We start from the raw sequence: 21,253 nt of genomic DNA, 5'->3' as shown, positions 1-21,253 counted from the left end.
GTCGGGCACGCAGTGCCTGAGCTGGCACAGCCAGCCAACGCGCAGCGTTGCCCGCGCTTTCGCTAGAAGGGTGGACGTGCGCGCAGTGCGTGAACGGCGCAGCCGTGAGCGCGTCAGCGCTCACCCCACTTCCAGCCAAAGCGCAGTCGCTCAACGGGCGTCGTGCATGCACTGGTCTTTGACAAAAACAAGCCCCAGCGCTTATCTCATAAGCGCTAAAAGCTATGTTTTTAATAGCAAATCGCCGCAAAAGCTCACCGCGGCAAAAACAGCAGCCAATAAATCAACAACACATTCACCAGCACGCTCACGGCCAGAGCGATCTTCCACAGGGCCGTGGCATCGCGCTGCATCAGCGGCTGGGGCCCGGTCGCCGACAGGGGGCGTGAGGCGCCGCGCTCCAGGGCCAGAAGCAGTTCCTCGGCAGTTTCAAAACGCTGGGCGCGGTTGCGGGCCACGGCCTTCAGGGCAATCTGGTCGAGCCAGATCGGCACGCCCGGGTTGTGGCGGCTGGGGGGCACCGGGTCGCGGTGGTAGCGGCCCAGCTGGTACTGCACCACCTCGCCATAGGGCAGGCGCCCGTGGCTGAGCAGCTGGTACAGCGTGACCCCCAGCGCAAACAGGTCGCTGCCCGCGTCGGGCAACTGACCGGAGGGGTCGCCGCCCTTTTCATAGCCCGGCCACTGCTCCGGGTTCATGTAGCTGGGGGTTCCGGCGTGCAGGCGGCGGGTGGCCTCGGGCTCGCGGCCTGAGAGGGCCACGCCCAGGTCCAGCACACGCAGCACCCCGTCGTCGCCCAGGTGCAGGTTGTCGGGCTTGATGTCGCGGTGCACCACGCCCTGGCGGTGCAGCCAGCCCAGCACGCGTGCGGCCTGCACGGTCACCGTCACAGCCTGCCCCACGGCCAGGTGCTGGCGATGGCGCAGGCGCTGCCCCAGCGTGTCGCCGGAATGCCAGTCGTACAGCAGGTAAAACGCGCTGGCTGCGGCGCCATCGCCAAAGCCGCCGTCTCCCACCGGCCAGTCGTTGAGCCGCGCCAGATGGGCGGCGGCCTGGCCCGACTGCATGCGCCGCGCCACCCAGGCCTCGTGCGCCAGCGTGGCGCGTTCTTCGGCGTCGTGGGCGCGCGCAGGCAGCAGGGTCTTGAGGGCATACAGCCGCTGCGTGGCTCCATCGCGCACCTGGTACAGCCGGTGGATGCCGTTGTCGGCCACGATGGCTGTCACCGTAAGGCCGTCCACGGTGTCGCCCACCTTGAGCAGGGGCAGCACGGGCAGGTCCTGGGCGCGGCGCGATTCGTCTTGCAGCGTGGCCTCCAGCGCGCCCTGCACCCGCACCACCAGCGCGGTCACGTTGTCGCTGCTGCCACGGCGCAGGGCTACCTGCACCAGCTCGTCGGTGAGCGCCTGGGCCGGTATCTCCTGGCGCAGCAGCTGGCGCAGTTCGCGCTCGGGCATGCTGCCGTGCACGCCGTCCGACAGCAGCACAAACAGGTCGCCGCTGCGCAGCTCGCCCTGGCTGTAGTCCACCACCACGTGGTCGTCCAGGCCCATGGCGCGGGTGAGCTGGTGCCTGAGATCGTGCTGCGCCATGACATGGTCGGTGGTCAGCTGCTGCAGGCGGCCCTCGCGCACCAGGTAGGCGCGTGTGTCTCCCACATGGGCCAGCGTGTAGGACTGGCCACGCAGCACCAGCGCGGTCAGCGTGGTCAACCCCACCGCAGGCTGGCGGCGCCGGTTCATGGAGGCGAGCCAGCCGTTGTGGGCGGACAGGATGCGGTCCAGCGCCACCGTGGTGTCCCAGGTGTCGGGCGTGGCGAAATAGTCGTTCACCAGTGTGTTCACTGAAGTCTGGGCGGCCTCGCGGCCATTGCCGCCGGTACTCACGCCGTCGGCGATGGCCGCGATGGCTCCGCGCTCACGGTCGCGCCCCTGGCCCAACACGAGCGCGGCGAAGTCTTCGTTCACCTCCTTGCGCCCAGCCTGCGAGGTGTGGCCGAAATCCAGTTGAAAAGTCATGCACCAGCTCCTTGCAGGTTCCGTGCCCAAGGTGGTGCGCCCCGCGCCAGACAAGGGCATACCCCCGTGGCGCCTGCGCAGAGCCGGGGCAGCACTGCACCACCCCCCACACGCGGGTCTCAAAACACCCCCAGAAGCCGCCCCACCTCAGTGCAAATCGACTGGCACAAGCATTGCTTAACTCCAGCAACGACCCCACAGGGTCACGCAATCCACCCGTGCAATGGCGCAGGGGTGGATTGCCCGGACGAAGGCGTCCGCACATGCGGTTTCGACAGGAATTCGAAACGGCATCGTGTGGACGCCTTTTTTGTTTTTCGAATCGCCCAGGCGATAGAACCGACGGAGTCACGATGAAAAAGCTCAAGCTGGTGATGGTAGGAAACGGCATGGCCGGTGTGCGCACGCTGGAAGAGCTGCTCAAGATTGCCCCGGATCTGTACGACATCACGGTGTTTGGGGCCGAGCCCCACCCCAACTACAACCGCATCCTGCTCTCGCCCGTGCTGGCCGGCGAGCAGACCATCGACGAGATCATTCTGAACGATTGGTCCTGGTATGCCGACAATCACATCACGCTGCACACCGGTTTTACGGTGACCGACGTGGACCGCGTGCGCCGCGTGGTCAGCGCCACCAGCAAGGATGGCACGGTGGTCACCGCCGAATACGACCGACTGATCCTCGCCACAGGCTCCAACCCCTTCATCCTGCCCATCCCTGGCAAAGACTTGCAGGGCGTGCTGGCCTACCGCGACATTGCCGACACGCAGGCCATGATCGACGCGGCCGCCACCTACAAACACGCCGTGGTCATCGGCGGCGGCCTGCTGGGCCTGGAGGCCGCCAACGGCCTGATGAAGCGCGGCATGCAAGTGAGCGTGGTGCATGTGGGCGACTGGCTGATGGAGCGCCAGCTGGACGATGTGGCTGGGAAGATGCTGCAAAAGTCGCTGCAGGAGCGCGGCATGCAGTTCTTGATGAAGGCGCAGACGCAGGAGCTGGTGGGCAACACCGAAGGCCGCGTGGCCAGCGTGAAGTTCAAGGACGGCACCGAGGTGCCCGCCGACCTGGTGGTGATGGCCGTGGGCATCCGCCCCAACACCGCCCTGGCCGAAAAGATGCGCCTGCACGTGAACCGCGGCATTGTAGTGAGCGACACGCTGCAGACCACCACCGACGCCCGCATCTATGCCGTGGGCGAATGCGCCGCGCACCGGGGCATTGCCTATGGCCTGGTGGCCCCGCTGTTCGAGCAGGGCAAGGTGCTGGCCAACCATTTGGCCGAATTCGGCATCGGCCGCTACCAGGGCTCGCTCACGTCCACCAAGCTCAAGGTGACGGGCATCGACCTGTTCTCGGCCGGAGACTTTCAAGGAGGAGACGACACCGAGGAGATCGTGATGAGCGACCCCTTCGGTGGCGTGTACAAAAAGCTCGTCATCAAAGACGACAAGCTCGTGGGCGCCTGCCTGTATGGCGACACGGTGGACGGTAGCTGGTACTTCAAGCTGCTGCGCGACGGCCGCAGCGTGAGCGACATCCGCGACAAGCTGATGTTTGGCGAATCGCACCTGGGCGACACCGGCCACCAGGGCCAGAGCAAGGCTGCCGCCATGCAGGACAGCGACGAGGTCTGCGGCTGCAACGGCGTGACCAAGGGCGCCATCTGCAAGGCCATCAAGGACAAAGGCCTGTTCACACTGGATGAAGTGCGCAAGCACACGAAGGCCAGCGCCTCGTGTGGCTCGTGCACCGGGCTGGTGGAGCAGATCATCATGTTCACCGCCGGTGGCGACTACAGCGCCACGCCCAAGACCAAGGCCATGTGCGGCTGCACCGACCACGGCCACCAGGCCGTGCGTGACGTGATCCGCGGCAGCAAGCTGGTCAGCATTGCCGAGGTGTTCAAGTTCATGGAATGGAAGACGCCCAACGGCTGCGCCACCTGCCGCCCGGCGGTCAATTACTACCTCATCAGCACCTGGCCGAAAGAAGCCAAGGACGACCCGCAAAGCCGCTTCATCAACGAACGCAGCCACGCCAACATCCAGAAAGACGGCACCTACAGCGTGATCCCCCGCATGTGGGGCGGCGAGACCACGGCCGATGAGTTGCGCCGCATTGCCGATGCGGTGGACAAATACAAGATCCCCACCGTCAAGGTCACGGGCGGCCAGCGTATTGATCTGCTGGGCGTGAAGAAGGAAGACCTGGTCAACGTCTGGAAGGACATCGGCATGCCCAGCGGCCACGCCTACGCCAAGGCCCTGCGCACCGTGAAGACCTGCGTGGGCAGCGAGTGGTGCCGCATGGGCACACAAGACAGCACCCAGATGGGCAAGGATCTGGAGCGCGCCATGTGGCGCATGTATGCGCCGCACAAGGTGAAGTTTGCGGTGAGCGGCTGCCCCCGCAACTGCGCCGAGGCGGGCATCAAGGACGTGGGCATCATCGGCGTGGACAGCGGCTGGGAGATGTACGTGGCGGGCAACGGCGGCATCAAGACCGAGGTGGCGCATTTCTTCACCAAGCTCAAAACCGCCGAGGAAGTGCTGGAGTACACCGGCGCCTTCTGCGAGCTGTACCGCCAGGAAGGCTGGTACCTGGAGCGCACCGTGCACTACGTGAACCGTGTGGGCCTGGACTATGTGAAGAAGCGCATTTTGGAAGACCACGAAGGCCGCAAGGCGCTGTGGGAGCAGCTGCAGTTTGCGCTGGACGGCGAGCCCGATCCCTGGTTCGACTTTGACAAGGCGGCCGTGGACACACGCCAGTTCGCGCCCTTGAGCGCCTGATCGCCCAAGTCCGGAGAGACCCCACCATGCACCGCAGAACCCTTTTGACCGCCGCCAGCTGCGCCGCTGCGTGCAGCGCCCTCGCCCCGCTGGGCAGCGCCCACGCCCAGGTCACCGACCTCAACGACGCCATCAACAAGGCTGGGCGCCAGCGCATGCTGAGCCAGCGTGTGGGCAAGGCCTGGCTGGCCCTGGCCCACAAGGCCGACACGCCCACGGCACGCCAGGTGATGGAGCAGTCCATCGCGCTGTTCGAGCGCCAGCTGGTGGAACTCAAGGCCTATGCGCCCTCGCCTACCATCCGCGAAACGTACACCAAGCTGGAAACCGCCTGGGCCGCCCACAAGACCACGCTGGCCGCTGCGACATCGTCCACCGACAACGCCAGCGCCATGCTGCAGGCCGATGCCAAGGTGCTGGCCCTGGCCCATCTGGGCACCACGCAGTACGAGGCAGCCTCGGGCAAGCCCGTGGGCCACCTGGTGAACATTGCAGGCCGTCAGCGCATGCTGAGCCAGCGCATGGCCAAGTTCTACCTGGCCGCCATGCTGCCGGTGGACGCGTCCACCGCCACCACCGAAATCGCCAAGGCCCGCAGTGAATTCATCGCAGCCACTGAGCTGCTGCGCAATGCCCCCCAGGCCACCAACCGCATCCGCCAGGAACTGCAGCTGGCCGACGGCCAGTGGGTGTTTTTTGACGCTGCGCTGCAGCGCATGCAGGGCGGCGGCAACGTGAACCGCCAAGTGGCCGAGGTGTACGTGGCCAGCGAAAACCTGCTCTCCAGCATGGACCGCGTGACCGGCATGTATGCGGCGCTGGCGGCCTGAGCCCACCCAAGACTTACTCAAAAAAATAACGAGCCGCCCCACGATGACCCTGGCAGGCTCCCCGACAACACCCAAAGACACCGAAGGAACCATGATGACCACAACCAACAGCCCGCAATGGAAGCTGATCTGCCGCGTGGACGACATCCCCGTGCTGGGCTCGCGCCGTGTGGCGCGCCCACAGGGCCTGGATGTGGCCGTGTTCCGCAACGATGCCGGAGGCGTGTTCGCACTGCTCGACCGCTGCCCTCACAAGGGCGGCCCGCTGTCGCAGGGCATTGTGTTTGGCACGCAGGTGGCGTGCCCGCTGCACAACTGGACGATTGGGTTGTGCGATGGGCAGGCATCGGCTCCCGACGAAGGCTGCACGCCCAAATTCGCCGTGAAGGTGGAAGATGGCGCGGTGTATCTGGATGCCCTGGAGCTGGACGAGCATGCGGTCGATTTGACGCGCCCCGTAGCAGGGCCGGCGCGGCGCGGCCTGGCGGCCTGATCACCCCGCAACGTCCATCGAACACCAAAGCTATTAAATACATAGCTATCAGCGCTTTTCCATTAAGCGCTAGAGCCAAAAAACATCTGGAATCCACGCCATGCAAGAAACGAAATCCACCTGCCCCTACTGTGGCGTAGGCTGCGGCGTGATCATCGAATCCGATGGCGCGCAGATCACCGGCGTGCGCGGCGACCCCACCCACCCCGCCAACTTTGGCCGCCTGTGCACCAAGGGCTCGACCCTGCACCTCACGGCCAGCAGCCCCATCACACTGCAGACCCGCTTGCTACAGCCCCTGCACCGCGCGCAACGCAGCGATGCTCCCCAGCCCCTGCCATGGGACGCCGCGCTGAACCTGGCCACCGAAAAATTGGCAAACACCATCCAGAACCACGGCCCCGATGCCGTGGGCTTTTACGTGAGCGGCCAATTGCTCACCGAGGACTACTACGTCTTCAACAAGCTCGCCAAGGGCCTGATCGGCACCAACAACATCGACACCAACTCGCGCCTGTGCATGAGCAGCGCCGTGGCGGGCTACAAGCAGACCCTGGGCGCCGACGCGCCCCCCGCCTGCTACGACGACGTGAAACACGCGCAGTGCCTGTTCATTGTGGGCAGCAACGCGGCCTGGGCGCACCCCATCTTGTTCCGCCGCATCGAAGACGCGCGCGCCGCCAACCCCGGCATGAGGGTCATCGTGGCCGACCCGCGCCGCACTGACACCGCCGGCATGGCCGACCTATTTTTGCCTATCCAGCCCGGCAGCGACGTGATGCTGTTCAACGGCATGCTGCACCTGATGCTGTGGGAGGGCTGGACGGACGCCGCGTACATCGCCGCGCACACCACGGGTTTTGACGAGCTCAAGGCCCTGGTGCGCGACTACACACCCGAGCGTGTGGCGCAGACCTGCGGTATCAGCGTGGCCGATCTGACCACCGCCGCCAAGTGGTTTGCGCAGTCCAAAGCCACGCTCAGCCTGTACTGCCAGGGCCTGAACCAGAGCAGCAGCGGCACGGCCAAGAACGCAGCGCTCATCAACCTGCACCTGGCCACCGCGCAAATCGGCAAGCCCGGCGCGGGCCCCTTCAGCCTGACCGGCCAGCCCAACGCCATGGGCGGGCGCGAAGTGGGTGGTCTGGCCAATCTGCTCAGCGCCCACCGTGATCTGGCCAACCCGCAGCACCGCGCCGAGGTGGCCGCACTGTGGGGCGTAGCCGATGTGCCCAGCAAGCCGGGCAAGACGGCCGTGGAGATGTTCCAGGCCGCCGCCGATGGCGAAATCCGGGCGCTGTGGATTGCCTGCACCAACCCCGCCCAGAGCATGCCCGACCAGGCCACCGTACGCCGCGCACTGCAGCGCGCCGAGTTTGTGGTGGTGCAAGAAGCCTTTGCCACCGCCGCCACCTGTGCCTATGCCGACCTGCTGCTGCCCGCCACCACCTGGGGTGAAAAGACCGGCACGGTGACCAACAGCGAGCGCCGCATCTCGCGCGTGCGCACTGCCGTGCCCGCACCCGGCCTGGCGCGCCACGACTGGGCCATTGCGGTGCAGTTTGCGCACCAGCTGGAGGCCCGCCTGCGCCCCGGCCAGCCCACGCTGTTCCCCTACACCACTGACGACCCCGACCAAGGCGCCGAAACTGTGTGGAATGAGCACCGCGAGAGCACCCGCGGACGCGACCTGGACATCACCGGTCTGTCGTGGGAGACGCTCGAATCTGCAGGCCCCCAACAGTGGCCATTGCCTGAGGGATCCACCACGGGCAAGGCCCGCCTGTACGAAGACGGCGTGTTCCCCACCCCCGATGGCCGCGCCCGTTTTGCCGCGCACGCCTGGCAACCCACGGCCGAGCAGCGCGAGTCGCGTTACCCCTTCAGCCTGACCACCGGCCGCCTGCGCGACCAGTGGCACGGCATGACGCGCACCGGCACACTGGGCCGCCTGTTCGGCCATGTGGCCGAGCCCAGCGTGCAACTGCACCCACAGGACATGGAGCGGCGCGGCCTGAAGAACGGCGACCTGGTCTACGTGACGAGCAAGCGCGGCACCATCGTGGTGCCCGCGCAGGCCGACACCACCGTGGGCCTGTCGCAGGCGTTCATGGCCATGCACTGGGGCAGCGAATTTTTGAGCGGCTGCTCGTCCACCGGCGAGCGCTTGGCAGGCGTGAACGCGCTCACCACCTCGGCCTATTGCCCCACGTCCAAGCAGCCCGAGCTCAAGCACGCGGCCGTGAAGGTGCTCAAGGCCGAGCTGCCCTGGACGCTGCTGGCCATGGCCTGGCTGCCCGCCGACAGCGCCCAGGCCACGCGCGAGGCGCTGTCCGCGCTGATGGCGCAGTTTCCGTTTGCGAGCTGCGTTCCCTTCAGCAACAACACACCGCTGGGCGAACCCGGCCGTGAGCGCGTGGGTGTGCTGCTGCGCGCCGCCGCGCACGAGGCACCGCCCGACGCCACTGTGGAACGCATCGAATCTCTGATGGGCCTGACTGGCGCCGACACGCTGCGCTATGCCGACAAGAAACGTGGCCAGCGCCGCGCCGCGCGGCTGGCTCGCCATGGGGACACCACCACGCTCGAAGGCATCGTGCTCGCGGGCGACACCAGCGCCGAGGGCTGGCTCAAGACCCTGCTGCAGGAAGAATTGCCCGCGCAGACCTATGGCCGCCTGCTGCTCGTGCCCGGCGCCAAAGCACCCGTGGCCGTGCAGTCGCGTGGAAAATCGGTGTGCACCTGCTTCAACGTGACGGACACCGCCATCACCGCCGAGCTGGCGCACTGCCACGGAACCGACGACGACCGGCTGGCGCAACTACAGGGCAAGCTGCGCTGCGGCACCAACTGCGGCTCGTGCCTGCCCGAACTCAAGCGCATGGTGCGAGCCACGGGGCCGCTGGCGTCCAAGCCCATGGCGCAGGCCGCCATATAACCAAAAGTTCTCTTGCTTGCAGGAAAATAGCCCTCAGACCTACAAACCCCACAAGGACTTGTGCAACAGGGCTGCAGCTAGGCGCTTTCGGCGCAGACAGTACGCCTGTACGGCAAGCCGAAACAACGACGCTGAAGCCCTGTTTCACAAGTCCCGCCACCAAGAACCATGGCCATCAGTCAGTACATCAAAGAGATTGGGCGCGGCGCGCGCGGCGCCAAGCCGCTGTCGCGCGAGCAGGCCACCGACCTGTTCGGCCAGGTGCTGGACGGGCAGGTGAGCGACCTGGAGATCGGCGCGTTCTGCCTGGCCATGCGCATCAAGGGCGAGACGTCCGAGGAGATGTGCGGTTTTCTGGACGCCACGCACAGCCGCCTGGCGCTGCTGCCGGCCACTGATCGCCCGCTCATCGTGCTGCCCAGCTACAACGGCGCGCGCAAGTTGCCGGTGCTGACCCCGCTGCTGGCGCTGCTGCTGGCGCGCGAGGGGCTGCCCGTGCTGCTGCACGGCATGCGCACCGAGGCGCGGCGCATTTTGGCATCCGATGTGCTTCTAGCGCTTGATGTACCTGCGCTAACAGCTCCTGAAAAAATAGCAAACGGCACCGTGCGCCATATCCACACCCAACACCTGCACGCAGGCCTGGCGCGCCTGCTCTCGGTGCGCGAGGTGGTGGGCTTGCGCAACCCGGGGCACAGCGTGGTCAAGCTGATGAGCCCGTGCGCGGGGCCGTCGGTGGTGGTCACTGCGTACACACACCCTGAATATTTCGAGATGCTGCAGACCACCTTTCGCACGCTGGGCGTGAGCGCGCTGCTCTCGCGCGGGCTGGAGGGCGAGGTCGCTACTGATCCGCGCCGCACACCGCGATACGACGGTTTTGTGCACGGCGTGCACGCGGTGCTGGAATCACAGCAGCCCGGGACCGCCAGCGAGGTGCCCGGCTTACCCACCGAGATCGACGTCGCCACAACGGCCAGTTACACCCGCTGCGTGCTGGCGGGCGAGTTGCCGATTCCGCCTGCGATTGAGCGCCAGGTGGAACATATCTTGCGACTTGCGGAACAAACCAATTCGGAGACATCCCCATGAGCCGCCCCACGCACACCAACACCCTGCCCCCTTCCAAGCCCCACCTCGGAACGGGAGGCAGCTGCACGCTGGTGGGCGCTGGCCCCGGCGATCCGGAACTGCTCACCATCAAGGCGCTCAAGGCCATCCAGGCCGCCACCGTGCTGCTGGTGGACGACCTGGTGAGCGACGCCATCGTGGCGCACGCGTCGCCCACGGCCCGCATCGTCTACGTGGGCAAACGTGGTGGCTGCAAGAGCACGCCCCAGGCCTTCATCGAGAAGCTGATGCTGATGGCGGTGAACGAGGGTGAAAACGTAGTGCGGCTCAAGGGCGGCGACCCGTTCATCTTCGGCCGGGGTGGAGAAGAAGTGGAGCACCTGCGCGCGGCAGGCGTGCCGGTCACCGTCATCAACGGCATCACGGCGGGCCTGGCGGGCCTGACCTCGCTGGGCGCGCCGCTCACCCACCGCGAGCATGCCCACGGCGTGGTGTTCGTCACCGGCCATGCCAAGCCCGGCGACGCGGGCACCGACTGGCGCCAACTGGCCGCCACGGCCCGCGACGCCAAGCTCACGCTGGTGATCTACATGGGTGTGAGCGGCGCCGCCACCATCGAGCAGGAGCTGCTCACCGGCCTGCCCGCCAGCACGCCCGTGGCCATCATCCAGCATGCCAGCTTGCCCCAGCAGCGCCACGCCGTGACCACACTGGGCGCACTGCACACCACCATCACGCGCGACGGGCTCGCCAGCCCCTCGGTGATCGTTGTGGGGGATGTGGTGCGGGGTGTGGCGCTGGCGTCGCAGGACGCGATGCATTCCACGTCTGAAAAATCCGAAGCACCCCGGGCGCGGCGCGCTGTCTGACGACGTGGGGGTGCCTGCGGCTGTGCGCAGCACCGGCCGCCTCCACAGCGCCGCAGCAGGCGAGAGATCCATCCAAAGCTGATAGCATCGCCGCGCGCAGACTCTGGAGAGAGTCTTCGCCAAGCCCCGACCCTCACGGGCCGCGCATTGTTGCCACCCGCCCAGGAATTCGTTTGAACCAACGTGTCGTGCACCCCGCAGCGGTTCTGGTGCTGTCTTTTCTGACCGTCATCGCTGCCGGCACGGTCTTGCTCATGCTGCCGCTCTCGCACGCCCAGGGGCAGAGCGCGCCATTTCTCACGGCATTGTTCACCGCCACCTCCGCCGTGTGCGTGACAGGACTGGTGGTGGTGGACACCGGCACCTATTGGAGCGGCACGGGCCAGGCCCTCATCATGGGCCTGTTTCAGCTGGGCGGCTTCGGCATGATGACGTCGGCCACGCTGATGGGGCTGCTCATCGGCGGGCAAATGCGCATACGCACCCGGCTGCTGCTGCAGGCAGAGACCCATTCGCTGGCGCTGGGGGACGTAAAGAGCGTTGCCAAGATCGTGCTCCAAGTGACGGTTGCCGTCGAGCTGCTGATGGCGCTGGCCCTGGGCCTGCGGTTCGCACTGGGCTATGGCATGCCCTGGGGAGAGGCTGCCTGGCAAGGCATGTTCCACTCCATATCGGCCTTCAACAATGCGGGCTTTTCGACTTGGGCAGACAGCGTGGTGCGGTTCTCGTCCGATGTGCTGGTGCTGGCTCCGCTGATGCTGGCGATCATCATCGGAGGCCTGGGGTTTCCGGTGCTGCACGAGCTGCTGGCCGAACGCGGACGCAAACGCCCACTGTGGTCCATGCACACCGCCCTCACGGTGTGGGGCTCGCTGGCGTTGATCGCACTGGGCACGGTGGTGATCTTTCTGGCCGAGTTCGACAATCCGGGAACGCTGGGGCCCATGGGCTGGGCGCACAAGGGGCTGGTGGCACTGTTCACCTCGGTATCGGCACGCACGGCAGGGTTCAATGCAGTCGATATCGGAGCGCTGAGCACCGAATCACTGGCGCTGCACTACATCCTCATGTTCATCGGCGGGGGCAGCGCGGGCACCGCCGGGGGCGTCAAGGTGACCACGTTTTTTGTGTTGGTACTGGTGGTGTGGAACGAAATACGTGGGCACCGCGACGTCGAGTTTCGCGGCCGTCGCATCGCCGATTCGGTGCAACGCCAGGCCATCACCATCTTGGTGCTCAGCGCGGCCGTGGTGGGACTGGCCATTTTGCTCATCTTGCCGCTCACGCCGCTACCGCTGGAAAAAGTGCTGTTCGAAGTGATTTCAGCGTTCGGCACCGTGGGGCTGTCTACGGGCATCACCGCCGACCTGGTGCCGGGGGCGCAGGCCATCATCATTGCGCTCATGTTCATTGGGCGCGTGGGCGTGGTCACCCTGGCCGTGGCCCTGGCCACCAACCAGATGCGCCGCAACTACCGTTACCCCGAGGAGAAACCCATTGTTGGATAAAGCCGTAAAGAACCTGTCGGGCAGCGTGGTGGTGATTGGCCTGGGCCGCTTTGGCACCGGGGTTGCCAAATCACTGGTGGAGCTGGGCCACGACGTGCTGGCCATCGAGAGCGATGCCGAGACGGTGCAGTCGCTGGCGAGCGTGCTACCCCATGTGGTGCAGGCCGACGCCACCGACCTGGAAACCCTGCGCCAGCTGGCCGTGCCCGACTTTGCGCATGCGGTGGTGAGCATCGGCGGCAACCTGGAGGCGAGCGTGCTCACCATCCTGAACCTGAGCCAGCTGGGGCTCAAGGACATCTGGGCCAAGGCCATTGACCCCCAGCACGGCCGCATTGCCGAGCGGGTGGGTGCGCACCATGTCGTCTACCCCGAGGCGGACATGGGCGAGCGCGTGGCGCACTTGGTCACCGGCAAGATGATCGACTTCATCGAGTTTGACGACGGCTTTGCCATTGCCAAAACCCGGGCGCCGATGGAGACACACAACAAGCCATTGTCCCAGTCCGTCGTGCGCAAACGCCATGGCATTACGGTGGTGGGCATCAAACGCCGCCACCTCGACTTCATCTACGCCAAGGCAGAAACCGAAATCAAACCGGGCGACCACCTCATCGTGGCAGGCCCCACGCGCATGGTGGAGCGCTTCGCAGCGTTGTACTGAGCGCCCAGCGCCGCACCGCACGCGCCCTTCCCTGCCGCCAACGTGCCAGAGCACCTTGCGCGGCTGGTAGCGGGCGCGGGGCCAAACCTCGTCAGTGCGTCTGCATCCATCGCATCGAAAACGGCTGCGACCGTGACACTGGCCCGGGTATTGCTTGACCAGATGTATCTGAATGCAATCAGCACAAGGAACACCATGGCAGCCTTCCCCATCTCCACCCGCAACGGCATGGCCACTTCCTCAATGCCAGCTTCGACGTCCTTTTCGCCCCCCTCTTCGACGCTGTCTTTGGCGCCCAAGGCCGGGTCTTCAACCAGCCGTGACGGCGAGATGTCGCTGGTCAACCTGGCGGCACGCCAGCGCATGCTGTCGCAGCGCATGGTGTTGCAGACGGTGCTGGCCGCACGCGGCAGCGATCTGCACATGAAGGCGGCGCGCAGCTCATTGACGCTGTTCACCGACAGCCAAGCCAAGCTGGTAGACACTGCCGGTCACTTGGATGCCGCCAACGGCGACATCATCCGCAAGACCTACCACGGCCCTAACGGCGTTGGCGCCACGATTGATGCGTTTGCACAGCAGGTGGGCACCACGCTGGACCTGGCAGAGCGCCACAGCCCGCGTGTGGAAGACGCGCTGGCGCGGCTGGTGGAGTCCACCGACAGCGCACTGGAGGCCTTGAATACCGCCACCACCGCGTTCGATCAAGTGGGCAAGGCCAAGTCCGAAACCCTCATGAAAGAACTGGCGGGCATCGTGGCGTCCATCCAGACCGTGGCCCGCGAGGCCAAGGTGGTCAGCTTCAATGCCCAGGTCATGGCCGCCCGCGCAGGCCAGCACGGACGGGAATTTGCGGTGGTGGCCAACGTACTGTCGGGTATCACCAACGAAATAGACGGCCTTTCGCTACAGGCAGTATCGCTGGCTGGACGCAGCCGTGGCGCAGCCTGAAAAGGGCGCAACAGGCACTTACAATTGACAGCCATTGGAAACGGTGGCCGATGGGCAGAGCGCCCACACTCAGCCCACCACCGGGCCGTAGCCCGGCTGTAGCGGGCCTGTCCTCTTTCACGCCAGACACACAACACTTTCGGGAGATGCGTAAGCCATGAAGATCACCACCCTGTGCAAGAGCCTGGCGTTGGCCGGTTGCCTGCTGGCAAGTACCAGCATGGCCTTGAGCTACGAAATCAACGCAGGCAAGGTGCTGGACGGTGCGGGCAAGGCCATCCAGCTGCGCGGCGTCAACTGGTTTGGCTTTGAGACCAACAACCATGTGGTGCATGGCCTGTGGGCGCGCAACTGGACTGAAATGATCACGCAAATGCAGGCCCAGGGCTTCAACGCCGTGCGCCTGCCGTTCTGCCCCGCCACCCTGCACGGCTCGGCGCCGCCCAGCAGCATCGATTACGGCCGCAATGCCGACCTGCAGGGCCTCTCGGCCATCCAGGTGATGGACAAGGTAGTCACGGAACTGAGCAACCGTGGCATGTATGTGCTGCTGGACCATCACACCCCCGATTGCCAGACCATCAGTGAACTCTGGTACACCCAGAGCTACAGCGAACAGCAATGGATCAGTGATCTGACCTTTGTCGCCCAGCGCTACGCAGGCGTACCCGGCGTCATCGGCATCGATATCAAGAACGAACCCCACGGCGCCGCCACCTGGGGCACGGGCAACAACGCCACCGACTGGAACCGCGCCGCCGAGCGCGCAGCCGCTGCCATATTGCCGCTAGCTCCCCATTGGCTGATTGCCGTGGAAGGCATCGGCGAGAACCCCAGCTGCTCGGGCAGCAACGCGCACTTCTGGGGTGGAAACCTCGAACCTCTGGCCTGCACGCCCCTGAACATCCCCGCCAACCGCCTGCTGCTGGCGCCGCACACCTACGGGCCGGATGTCTACGTGCAGCCTTACTTCAATGCTTCGAACTTCCCAAGCAACATGCCGGCCATCTGGGACCAGCATTTTGGCCAGTTCGTGCAGGCCGGTTATGCCGTCATGCTGGGCGAGTTCGGCGGCAAATTTGGCCGGGGCGATGCGCGGGATGTGCAGTGGCAGAACGCGCTGGTGGACTACATGGTCGGCAAGGGCATGCGCAGCGGCTTCTACTGGTCGTGGAACCCCAACAGCGGCGACACCGGCGGCATTCTGGACGATGACTGGACCACCGTGCGCACCGACAAGGTCCAGTTGCTGCAGCGCCTCTGGGGCGATGGTTCGACGCCAACAACACCTACGACGCCAACCACCCCCACAACGCCGACAACGCCAACCCCACCGACGCCTACCGGTGGCTTCTCGGTGCAGGAGATGATGGACAGCGTCTGGAACGCAGGCTATTGCCAGCGGGTCCGCGTCACCAACCAGGGCACCGCCGCTGGCAACTGGGCGATCACCATCCCCGTGAGCGGCACCATCAACAATCTTTGGAATGCCACATGGACGCAGGCTGGCAGCAACCTGAACGCGTCCGGCGTGGACTGGAACAAGACCCTCGCCCCCGGGGCAGCGGCCGAATTCGGTTTCTGCGCCGCGCGCTAAGCAACTTTTTCCCCCATTGAACAAGGGCTCCTGCCATGCAGGGGCCCTTTTTTGTTCCGGGTTCCCGGCCTACCCGCCAGCAGTCTCGCGCACCTGCCTGAAACGCTCCGCCAGCTCCTTGCGCAAGGATTTGCGCAGCAGTGCCGCATCCCAGCGGCGGCGTTCGTCGGGCGTGGAAGGCGACAGCGGCGGCACCTGCACCGGCTTGCGCGCCTCGTCCACTGCCACCATCGTGAAGAAGCAGCTGTTCACATGCCGCACCACCTGCGAGCGGATGTCTTCGGCCACCACCTTGATACCAACCTCCATCGACGAGGAACCGGTGTAGTTCACGCTAGCCAGGAAGGTCACCAGCTCTCCCACATGGATGGGCTGCAGAAACATCACCTGGTCCACACTCAACGTCACCACATAGCAGGCCGAATAGCGGCTTGCGCACGAATAGGCCACCTGGTCCAGCAGCTTGAGAATGGCCCCGCCGTGCACATTGCCCGAAAAATTGGCCATGTCGGGGGACATCAGCACCGTCATGCTGAGTTGGTGTGAAGGGATGTTCATGCCGCGATTTTAGGGCTCCCCCGTGTCGCAGGCGCAACGCTGCAGGCCGCTACACTCGCGCCACACAAGCCAGATCACGGCCCATCAAAAAAGCCAAGCAGGCCGGGAGGCCAGAGGGGAAACCATGCTCGAAATCGACAAGCTCAATGAATTCACCGAAAGCCATGGCGCGCTGCGCACCGGGCGCGGGCTGGTGTCGGGCGTGATTGCACTCACGCTGGCCATCCTGTGTTTTCTGGGCGTGCTGGCCTTCCACTTCCCCGAGTACCTGACGACACCACAGCTGCGCAAGAGCTACAACGTGACGGTGATTCGCACCATCATGCTGACCGCCATGGCCATCGCGGGGGGCATCTCCCTCGTCAACATCCTCTTCAACCGTTCGCGCTGGCTGGCCACGTTTGCCTTTGCCATGGTGGCGCTGGCGGCGTTACTGGGCGGCCACAAGGTGGAGGTGGACCCGAACTTCCCTGACAACACACCGTACATCGGCCTGGACTGGTTCATCCTCGACCTGCTGGGCAGCTCACTGATCTTCATATTCATCGAGAAACTCTTTGCACTGCGCAAGGACCAGCCCATCTTCCGCGCCGAGTGGCAAACCGACTTCCACCACTTCATCGTGAACCACATGGTGGTGGGCTTTGTGCTCCTGGCCACCAACCTCATCGTGCACAAATTTTTTGGCTGGGCGGCCAACGACGGTATTCGCGGCTGGGTACAGGGCCTGAACTTCTGGGTGGCGCTGTTCCTCATCGTGCTCGTGGCCGACCTGGTGCAGTACTGGACGCACCGCGCCTACCACGAGGTGCCGCTGCTGTGGCGCCTGCATGCGGTGCACCACAGCGTGAAAAGCATGGACTGGATGGCCGGCTCGCGCCAGCACATCCTGGAGCTGCTCATCACCCGCACACTGGTGCTGGCGCCCATCTACGTTCTGGGTTTCAGCAAGGAAGTGATCGACGCCTACATCGTCATCGTGGGCTTCCAGGCCGTGTTCAACCACGCCAACGTGAGCGTGCGCCTGGGCCCGCTGCGCTACGTGCTCGTCACGCCCAACTTCCACCACTGGCACCACAGCCAGGACCAGGAGGCGCTGGACAAGAACTACGCTGCGCACTTTGCGTTTCTGGACTACCTGTTTGGCACCGCCGTCAAAAGCACCAAGCTCTGGCCCGAACACTACGGCGTGCTGGGCGACTACGTGCCCAACGGGTTTGTGAAGCAGTTCAAGTTTCCGTTCACTTGGAAGGGCTGAGAGGCTGAGGCGCCTCCCCCCTCCCCCACCGAGGAGGGCTACAGCTTGCCGAGTTCGGCTTCGAGCGCTTTGAGCTGGTTACGCAGCTCCTCGGTTCGGGCCTCACACGCGGTTTTGTCCTTGCCCGCTGCAGCCGCGCGTTCCTGCGCGAACTGGGAGCCTTGTGCCAGGGTGCTGCGCCGCAGGGGGCCTGCATGGGCCACTGCAGCATCCGGTGCCGTTGCCGCGCATTCCTGCTGGTTGCGTTCGAGGGCCGCGCGCGCCTGCGGCACGCCCTGGTTCTGCAGATAGTGTTTGCGCTGCCAGGTGGGGCCGAAGGCGCCCTCCTTCGCGGTGGAGGGGCCAGGTGGAACAGGGGTGACGCCCTGCATGGCTGGCTTCACCTCGATCTTCTCGCCCTGGCCCAGGCAAGGGCCATCCTGGAACGACACCTTGCCATCGGCATCCGTGCATTTGTTGACGGCCCAGGCCGGGGCCAGAAAGCCCAGCACCAGGGCGCAGGCGGCACAGCGTATCGGTTTCATGGAATAGTCCTCGGCGGGTGGATGCCACATGCTACCGCGCCGCGCACGACCGGTTCAGAGCCTCCTTGGTGGCATCGAGCCCTTGACCGACACCAACAAGGCGTGCCCCAGGGCTGGGGGCAGCCGCTCCAGTCTCAAAAAGGGATAGGGATAGACGCCTGTCCCTAACTTGACGCACCCCCGGTAAAAACCCGGTGGGTGCGCGGCTACCGCACTCCTACCATCGCCGCACCTTGAGGCCACGGTGGCCACGACCAGGAGGAGCTGCTTGATGAAGACCCACGTTGCCTTGCCCGTTAACCAGCGGCTTTCCCAGGCGCGCCGCCGCAGCCTCGTGCTGGCACTGGCAGGCGGTGCGGCCTTGGCCAGCCTGTCTGCCAGGGCGCAACCCGCTCCGGGCAAGGGCGACATCCTCATTGGCCGGTCTACCGCGCTATCGGGTGGCATGGCCCCTTTTCTTGCGCCCATCCATGAAGGACAGGACGCTGCAGTGGAAGACGCCAATGCCAAGGGCGGCATTGGCGGACGCAAGATTCGACTGGTGACGCTCGACGACGGGTTCGATCCGCGCCGCACGCTGGAGAACGCCAGGCAGCTGAGCGAAAAGGAGGGCGTGCTGGCCTTGTTGGGCGTGTCTGGCACCTCTCAAGTGATGGCGCTGCTGCCCTACCTGGTGCAAGCCAAGCTGCCACTGATCTCGGTGTACACGGGCAGCCCTGCCATCCGGGCGCAGCAGCATCCCTACCTCTTCACCACACGCGCCAGCTATGCCGACGAGCTGGTCAAGATCGTGCGCAACCTGGTGGCAGTGCAGACCTCCCGCATTGCCGTGGCTTACGAGAACAACGACTTTGGCAAGCTGCTGCTGCCGCTGGTCGAAAAAACCATTGCCGCCGAAGGCGCGACGCTGGCCGGCTCGCATGCCATCGCGCCAACCGGGGCAGACGCCAACGACGCGGCCAAGGCCCTGGCCGCCCAGAAACCACAAGCCGTGCTGCTGGTGGCGGCGGGGCCGCCCGTGGTGGCCTATGTGCGGGCCAACCGCGCGCACCTCGGAGTGCCGGTCTACACCTTGTCGCTGGGCGCAGGCTCCGCAGTGCTCAAGGCGCTGGGTGACGACGCGCGCGGGTTGGCCGTTGCACGCACCGGCCCCTCGCCCACCAAGCCCACCATTGCGCTCACGCGGGACTTCCAGGCCTCCATGAAGCGCCACGACAAGCCTGTGGACTACGACCGCTACACCGGCTACATGGATGCGCGCGTGCTGATTGAAGGCCTGCGCGCAGCAGGGCCTGGCGTCACCCGGGCCAGCCTGGTCCAGGCCATGGAAGGCCTGGGCAACCTTGACCTGGGCGGCTACAGCTACCAGTTCAGCCCACAGAACCACCACGGCTCGAACTACGTGGACATCGCGGTGGTGGGCTCTGGCGGGGTGTACCGACAGTGATGGCGTGAGGGCCCCATGAACGCTGCGGCGACAATGGCGGCCCTGTCACCGCTGCCTGTTCATCACCGTGTCCCACACTTCCCCTGTTTTTGACGTCGTCATCATCGGCGCCGGCGCCGCCGGCCTGTTCTGCGCCGCCCAGGCGGGCCAGCGGCGCCTGAAGGTGCTGCTGATCGACCATGCCGAAAAGGTGGCCGAAAAGATCCGCATCTCGGGCGGCGGGCGCTGCAACTTCACCAACCGCGACCTGGACCCCGCCGCGCCCCACAAACACTTTGTGGGGCAGAACCCGCAGTTCTGCCGCTCGGCGCTGTCACGCTACACGCCCGCCGACTTCATTGCGCTGGTGCAAAAGCACGGCATTGCCTTCCACGAAAAACACAAGGGACAGCTGTTTGCCGACCGCTCGGCCGAGGACATCATTGCCATGCTGCTGGCCGAGTGCGCGGCGGGCCAGGTGACGCACTGGCAACCTTGTGCGGTCAAAAATATAAAGTTTTTGGCCCCTGGCGCTTATCCATCAAGCGCTACCAGCTATCAAATTGATACTGACCGTGGCCCGGTGCAAGCGCGCTCGCTGGTCATTGCCACGGGAGGGCTGTCCATTCCCAAGATCGGCGCCACCGACTTTGGCTACCGACTGGCGCAGCAGTTCAACATCCCGCTCGTCGAGCGCCGCCCAGGCCTGGTGCCGCTGACTTTTGATGGCACGGGCTGGGCGCCGTATGCACAGCTGGCCGGCTTGGCGCTTCCGGTGCAAATCAGCACCGGTGCCAAGAAAGCCCGTACGGCCTTCGACGAAGACCTGCTGTTCACCCACCGGGGCCTTTCGGGCCCGGCCGTGCTGCAGATCTCCAGCTACTGGCAGGAAGGCACTCCGCTGGCCATCAACCTCGCGCCCACGGTGGATCTGCCCGCCGCGCTGGCGCAGGGCAAGGCCCGCTCGCGCAAGCTGATCGCCAACGAACTGGCCACCCTGGTCCCCAGCCGCCTGGCCGACGCCTGGGCGCAGCGCGAGGCCGACTGGCAGCGCCCCATCAACGAGGCCAGCGACAAGGCCCTGGCACGGTTGGCCGAGCAGCTGGCGCGCTGGGAGCTGACGCCCACGGGCACCGAGGGCTACAAGAAGGCCGAGGTCACGCTGGGCGGCGTGGACACCAAGGCGCTGTCGCAGCAGACCATGGAGTGCAAGACGCAGCCCGGCCTGTACTTCATTGGCGAAGTGGTGGACGTGACGGGCTGGCTGGGGGGCTACAACTTCCAGTGGGCCTGGGCCAGCGCTGCGGCGTGCGCACAGGCGTTGCCGCCAGCGGGTCACTGAAACACTCCGTTCTCAATCGGGAGGGGCATCGCACCTAAACTCCAGGCAACAACACATCGCTTTACCGGTGATACGGCGGGAGCCACGGCATGGATGGATTCGAACGCGCAGAAAAGTACCAAGCGGCCGCAACGGCCGTGGGCGCACTAATTGCCCTCGTCCCTGCAGCAAGCATTGGCGGAAACATCTTCATCGCAATCCTCGCAGCGCTGGGCGTGGGCTCGCTGGCCGGGGGCGCGGTGATGGTTTGGTGGCTGCGCACTGATGAGGGCGATGCCTACCTGCGAGCCGACTCGCGCATCTCGGGCCGCTCGACCTCACGCACCTCGCTGTGGCTGGGCAATATGGCCCCGGGCGCCATCCTGGTCGGACTGGCCCTCGCGCTGCACATCCGAATTGCCTGATGGG

General features: G+C 65.5%; 17 protein-coding genes. 14 read left to right on the top strand and 3 right to left on the bottom strand.

The window, feature by feature from the left end:
* Positions 1 to 254 precede the first annotated feature (254 nt).
* The gene (locus KW832_RS05660; RefSeq protein ID WP_218299181.1) at positions 255 to 2,018 is read right to left on the bottom strand and encodes a bifunctional protein-serine/threonine kinase/phosphatase; all 1,764 of its coding nucleotides are present in this window, start codon (positions 2,016 to 2,018) and stop codon (positions 255 to 257) included.
* A 353-nt stretch (positions 2,019 to 2,371) separates the two neighbouring features.
* On the opposite strand from KW832_RS05660, the gene nirB reads away from it, so the two are divergent.
* The 10 genes from nirB (at position 2,372) to KW832_RS05610 (ending at position 15,737) form a co-directional block, all read left to right on the top strand.
* Positions 2,372 to 4,816 carry a nitrite reductase large subunit NirB gene (nirB, locus tag KW832_RS05655; RefSeq protein ID WP_218299180.1) on the top strand — a complete coding sequence of 815 codons (2,445 nt, stop codon included), beginning with the start codon at positions 2,372 to 2,374 and terminating at the stop codon, positions 4,814 to 4,816.
* Between the two features lie 26 nt (positions 4,817 to 4,842).
* Positions 4,843 to 5,646, top strand: coding sequence for a type IV pili methyl-accepting chemotaxis transducer N-terminal domain-containing protein (locus KW832_RS05650; RefSeq protein WP_121419395.1), 804 nt, complete (start codon positions 4,843 to 4,845; stop codon positions 5,644 to 5,646).
* Positions 5,647 to 5,740: 94 nt separating this feature from the next.
* On the top strand, positions 5,741 to 6,139 hold the full coding sequence (nirD, locus tag KW832_RS05645; protein ID WP_218299179.1) for a nitrite reductase small subunit NirD: 399 nt from the start codon (positions 5,741 to 5,743) through the stop codon (positions 6,137 to 6,139).
* A gap of 100 nt (positions 6,140 to 6,239) precedes the next feature.
* Positions 6,240 to 9,077 carry a nitrate reductase gene (locus KW832_RS05640; RefSeq protein ID WP_218299178.1) on the top strand — a complete coding sequence of 946 codons (2,838 nt, stop codon included), beginning with the start codon at positions 6,240 to 6,242 and terminating at the stop codon, positions 9,075 to 9,077.
* 168 nt (positions 9,078 to 9,245) lie between these two features.
* A complete protein-coding gene (gene ybiB / locus KW832_RS05635) occupies positions 9,246 to 10,169 on the top strand; it encodes a DNA-binding protein YbiB (protein ID WP_218299177.1) in 924 nt (307 codons plus the stop codon).
* On the top strand, positions 10,166 to 11,017 hold the full coding sequence (gene cobA / locus KW832_RS05630; RefSeq protein ID WP_055400212.1) for a uroporphyrinogen-III C-methyltransferase: 852 nt from the start codon (positions 10,166 to 10,168) through the stop codon (positions 11,015 to 11,017). The genes ybiB and cobA overlap by 4 nt, the downstream gene beginning before the upstream one ends.
* A gap of 173 nt (positions 11,018 to 11,190) precedes the next feature.
* The gene (locus KW832_RS05625; protein ID WP_218299176.1) at positions 11,191 to 12,525 is read left to right on the top strand and encodes a TrkH family potassium uptake protein; all 1,335 of its coding nucleotides are present in this window, start codon (positions 11,191 to 11,193) and stop codon (positions 12,523 to 12,525) included.
* Entirely contained in the window at positions 12,515 to 13,189 is a 675-nt protein-coding gene (locus KW832_RS05620; protein WP_255577542.1) for a TrkA family potassium uptake protein, read from the top strand. Before KW832_RS05625 ends, KW832_RS05620 begins: the two co-directional genes overlap by 11 nt.
* A 195-nt stretch (positions 13,190 to 13,384) precedes the next feature.
* Positions 13,385 to 14,140 (top strand): methyl-accepting chemotaxis protein, encoded by a 756-nt coding sequence (locus KW832_RS05615; protein WP_369801390.1) that lies wholly within the window; start codon positions 13,385 to 13,387, stop codon positions 14,138 to 14,140.
* Positions 14,141 to 14,297: 157 nt separating this feature from the next.
* Positions 14,298 to 15,737: a cellulase family glycosylhydrolase gene (locus KW832_RS05610; RefSeq protein ID WP_218299175.1), complete on the top strand. Its 1,440-nt coding sequence runs from the start codon at positions 14,298 to 14,300 to the stop codon at positions 15,735 to 15,737.
* Between the two features lie 69 nt (positions 15,738 to 15,806).
* On the opposite strand, the gene KW832_RS05605 is transcribed toward KW832_RS05610, so the two are convergent.
* Positions 15,807 to 16,295 (bottom strand): acyl-CoA thioesterase, encoded by a 489-nt coding sequence (locus KW832_RS05605; protein ID WP_010459986.1) that lies wholly within the window; start codon positions 16,293 to 16,295, stop codon positions 15,807 to 15,809.
* A gap of 124 nt (positions 16,296 to 16,419) precedes the next feature.
* On the opposite strand from KW832_RS05605, the gene KW832_RS05600 reads away from it, so the two are divergent.
* Entirely contained in the window at positions 16,420 to 17,553 is a 1,134-nt protein-coding gene (locus KW832_RS05600) for a sterol desaturase family protein (RefSeq protein WP_218299174.1), read from the top strand.
* 38 nt (positions 17,554 to 17,591) lie between these two features.
* Here the strand turns inward: KW832_RS05600 and KW832_RS05595 are convergent, their stop codons facing one another.
* Positions 17,592 to 18,077: a DUF4124 domain-containing protein gene (locus KW832_RS05595; RefSeq protein WP_218299173.1), complete on the bottom strand. Its 486-nt coding sequence runs from the start codon at positions 18,075 to 18,077 to the stop codon at positions 17,592 to 17,594.
* Between the two features lie 271 nt (positions 18,078 to 18,348).
* Between KW832_RS05595 and KW832_RS05590 the strand changes: the two genes are divergently transcribed.
* The 3 genes from KW832_RS05590 to KW832_RS05580 all read left to right on the top strand — a co-directional run bounded on the left by KW832_RS05590 (position 18,349) and on the right by KW832_RS05580 (position 21,249).
* On the top strand, positions 18,349 to 19,524 hold the full coding sequence (locus KW832_RS05590; protein ID WP_218299172.1) for an ABC transporter substrate-binding protein: 1,176 nt from the start codon (positions 18,349 to 18,351) through the stop codon (positions 19,522 to 19,524).
* Positions 19,525 to 19,591: 67 nt separating this feature from the next.
* Entirely contained in the window at positions 19,592 to 20,845 is a 1,254-nt protein-coding gene (locus KW832_RS05585) for an NAD(P)/FAD-dependent oxidoreductase (protein WP_218299171.1), read from the top strand.
* 89 nt (positions 20,846 to 20,934) lie between these two features.
* Positions 20,935 to 21,249 carry a hypothetical protein gene (locus KW832_RS05580; protein WP_218299170.1) on the top strand — a complete coding sequence of 105 codons (315 nt, stop codon included), beginning with the start codon at positions 20,935 to 20,937 and terminating at the stop codon, positions 21,247 to 21,249.
* Positions 21,250 to 21,253 lie beyond the last annotated feature (4 nt).

Origin of the sequence: Acidovorax sp. sif0632 (assembly GCF_019218805.1) — a bacterium.
Classification (GTDB): Bacteria; Pseudomonadota; Gammaproteobacteria; order Burkholderiales; family Burkholderiaceae_C; genus Acidovorax; species Acidovorax facilis.
This window is presented reverse-complemented; position numbering and strand designations above follow the sequence as displayed.

Coding starts and splice junctions, on each gene's coding strand:
- KW832_RS05660 (WP_218299181.1), bottom strand. CDS start 2,018: ATGACTTTTCAACTGGATTTCGGCCACACCTCGCAGGCTGGGCGCAAG.
- nirB (WP_218299180.1), top strand. CDS start 2,372: ATGAAAAAGCTCAAGCTGGTGATGGTAGGAAACGGCATGGCCGGTGTG.
- KW832_RS05650 (WP_121419395.1), top strand. CDS start 4,843: ATGCACCGCAGAACCCTTTTGACCGCCGCCAGCTGCGCCGCTGCGTGC.
- nirD (WP_218299179.1), top strand. CDS start 5,741: ATGACCACAACCAACAGCCCGCAATGGAAGCTGATCTGCCGCGTGGAC.
- KW832_RS05640 (WP_218299178.1), top strand. CDS start 6,240: ATGCAAGAAACGAAATCCACCTGCCCCTACTGTGGCGTAGGCTGCGGC.
- ybiB (WP_218299177.1), top strand. CDS start 9,246: ATGGCCATCAGTCAGTACATCAAAGAGATTGGGCGCGGCGCGCGCGGC.
- cobA (WP_055400212.1), top strand. CDS start 10,166: ATGAGCCGCCCCACGCACACCAACACCCTGCCCCCTTCCAAGCCCCAC.
- KW832_RS05615 (WP_369801390.1), top strand. CDS start 13,385: ATGGCAGCCTTCCCCATCTCCACCCGCAACGGCATGGCCACTTCCTCA.
- KW832_RS05610 (WP_218299175.1), top strand. CDS start 14,298: ATGAAGATCACCACCCTGTGCAAGAGCCTGGCGTTGGCCGGTTGCCTG.
- KW832_RS05605 (WP_010459986.1), bottom strand. CDS start 16,295: ATGAACATCCCTTCACACCAACTCAGCATGACGGTGCTGATGTCCCCC.
- KW832_RS05600 (WP_218299174.1), top strand. CDS start 16,420: ATGCTCGAAATCGACAAGCTCAATGAATTCACCGAAAGCCATGGCGCG.
- KW832_RS05595 (WP_218299173.1), bottom strand. CDS start 18,077: ATGAAACCGATACGCTGTGCCGCCTGCGCCCTGGTGCTGGGCTTTCTG.
- KW832_RS05590 (WP_218299172.1), top strand. CDS start 18,349: ATGAAGACCCACGTTGCCTTGCCCGTTAACCAGCGGCTTTCCCAGGCG.
- KW832_RS05580 (WP_218299170.1), top strand. CDS start 20,935: ATGGATGGATTCGAACGCGCAGAAAAGTACCAAGCGGCCGCAACGGCC.